At 67.7% G+C, this 2174-nt stretch carries 3 protein-coding genes; 2 read left to right on the forward strand and 1 reads right to left on the reverse strand.

The features are described 5' to 3' along the window. Positions 1–9 precede the first annotated feature (9 nt). Positions 10–381 (reverse strand): nuclear transport factor 2 family protein, encoded by a 372-nt coding sequence (locus ABT288_RS49820; RefSeq protein WP_351623434.1) that lies wholly within the window; start codon positions 379–381, stop codon positions 10–12. A gap of 595 nt (positions 382–976) precedes the next feature. Here ABT288_RS49820 and ABT288_RS49825 point away from each other — a divergent pair. Together ABT288_RS49825 and ABT288_RS49830 are read left to right on the forward strand one after the other, a co-directional pair. After that, positions 977–1447, forward strand: a complete 471-nt coding sequence (locus ABT288_RS49825; protein ID WP_351623435.1) for a MarR family winged helix-turn-helix transcriptional regulator — start codon at positions 977–979, stop codon at positions 1445–1447. Beyond that, a partial coding sequence (locus ABT288_RS49830; protein WP_351623436.1) for an MFS transporter occupies positions 1444–2174 on the forward strand: 731 nt, incomplete at its 3' end. The genes ABT288_RS49825 and ABT288_RS49830, both read left to right, overlap by 4 nt.

Below are 2174 nucleotides of genomic sequence, written 5' to 3' on the forward strand. Positions count from 1 at the left end.
CAGGCGCATTCAGGAGGGCTGAGGGGATCCGGTGACAAGGGTGTATAGCTCGATGATGACACCGTCCTTGCAGTGGGCGATGTCCATCCCGGTGACCACGGGCGGTTGGTCGGCCGGACCGTACCGGAAGCCCAGGTGGCCGAGGTCGTCGGTGACGGAGACGGGGCCATCGGCGCGGAAGGTCCAGTCCGGGGCCTGCGCACGCAGCTCCGTCGCACGCTCGGCGAGGGCCGCGCGGCCGTGGACGACACGGTCGGGTTCGTGCCACACGACGTCCTCGGCGTAGGTCTGGGCGATGGCCGCGCTGCGCCGCTCCGGATCCGGCTCGTTGAACACATCGAGGAGGTTGCGGCGCATCAGGTCGGCAACGTTGTGGGGCATGAACACTCCTTCTGATCACGTCTGCCGCAGGATCACGGGATTCCGGCGGGGAGCGTCTCTATGGTGACGTAGCTGCTGACGTTGGCCACGTTGGCGACATGCTGGGTGTGGGCGACCTCGGGAAGCCGGGTGACGGCGTCGTGGCCGTGTCACGCCAGCCGGACGCCCCGTCTCCACCTGCGCTGGGAGCCATGGCCTGGCACGCAACTGTCCCACTTCATCGGCGACGTCGAACTCCGTCTGACTGGCATCCTCACCGCGCTGCTCACCGGGTACGACATCAGCGCTATGCAGCAGACGGGCAACTGAGGATCCTCCGAAGCGGACGCCTCGGCGCCTGGCACCCCGGCGAACAGGGAGGCTGGCCACCGGTGGCCAGCCGAGGGCGGACATCGATGTCGATCCGCTGCATGGCGAGTGAGTCGCTCCCCCCTCGGTGGATGCCTACGAGAGCCGCCACGGAGCCCCGCCTGGTGCCCCTCCTCGGTCGTTCGGCTGGCAGGTGAACGACCTCCTGCCTTGTGGCGATCGGAGCAGCGCATAAAACTACCCAAGTAACTTTGACAAGTTACTTGGGTAGTTTTACGGTGGAGGCATGAACAAGAACCCCGAGTCGCAGGAGTCGACCGCGACCGCACAGCGCCTGAACGACGCGATCAAGCGGCTTCGTGCGCGGATGCGTACGGAGTCGGGCCAGCATGCGACCGGGCTGAGCGCCACACAGCTCGGCGTGCTGGCGAGCGTGGTCCGCGAGGGCCCGGTCACCGCCGCCCGACTCTCGTCGATCGAACACGTCAGCGGGCAGGCCATCGCCCAAAGCCTCGCCGTACTGAAGGCCGCGGGCCTGGTGCATAGCGAGGCGGACCCGAAAGACGGCCGCAAAAAGCTGATGAGCGCCGACGACTCCGCGACGGAGCTGATCGACAAGCTGCTCACGGGGCGCGCCGCCTATCTGGCACGCGCCATCGACCAGGTCGTCGCTCCGCACGAACGCAAGGACATGGACAAGGCGATCGAGCTGCTCGAGCGGCTCGCCGACGCCGACTTGAACGAGGCCGCCATATGAGAACCGGCACTGCCGAGGTCGACTCGATATCGACCGGTGCCATCCGTAATCCCTTTACGTGGACCTTCACCACGCCGCTGTACGTGGGTGCCAGTCTCAACCCGATCAACAGCTCCATCATCGCCACAGCGCTCGTCCCCATCGCGACCGAGCTGAACGTGGCGGTGGGCGCCACGGCCGTACTGGTCTCCTCCCTCTACCTCGCCAGCGCTGTTGCCCAACCGACAGCCGGCAAGCTCGCCGAGGTCCTCGGCGCCCGGCGTGTCTTCCTCGCCGGGATCGTGCTCGTGCTGCTCGGCGGTGTCATCGGCAGTCCGGGCCAGAATCTGGCGATGCTCACGGTCGCCCGCGTGCTGATCGGGCTGGGCACATCGGCCGCGTTTCCCTGCGCCATGGTCATGATCCGGCGCCGCGCCGAACAGGCCGGACTGGACCAGCCACCGGGCGGGGTGCTCGGCGGGCTCGCCCTCGCCGGCATGGCCACCGCAGCGATCGGTCCGCCCATCGGCGGACTCCTCGTGGGAGCGGCCGGCTGGCGCTGGGCCTTCCTCATCAACATCCCGGTCACGCTGATCGCCTTGGTGATGGCCCTGCGGCTGCCCAAGGACCCGCAGCGCGAGGCCGCGCAGAGCGGATTGCGTCAGATCGCCGCGCGAATCGACCTGTTCGGCATCATCGGCTTCGCCACCACGATGACTTCTCTGGTCGTCTTCCTGATGCCCCTGCC

The organism is Streptomyces sp. NPDC001093 (assembly GCF_040298985.1).
In the GTDB taxonomy this organism is placed as follows: domain Bacteria; phylum Actinomycetota; class Actinomycetes; order Streptomycetales; family Streptomycetaceae; genus Streptomyces.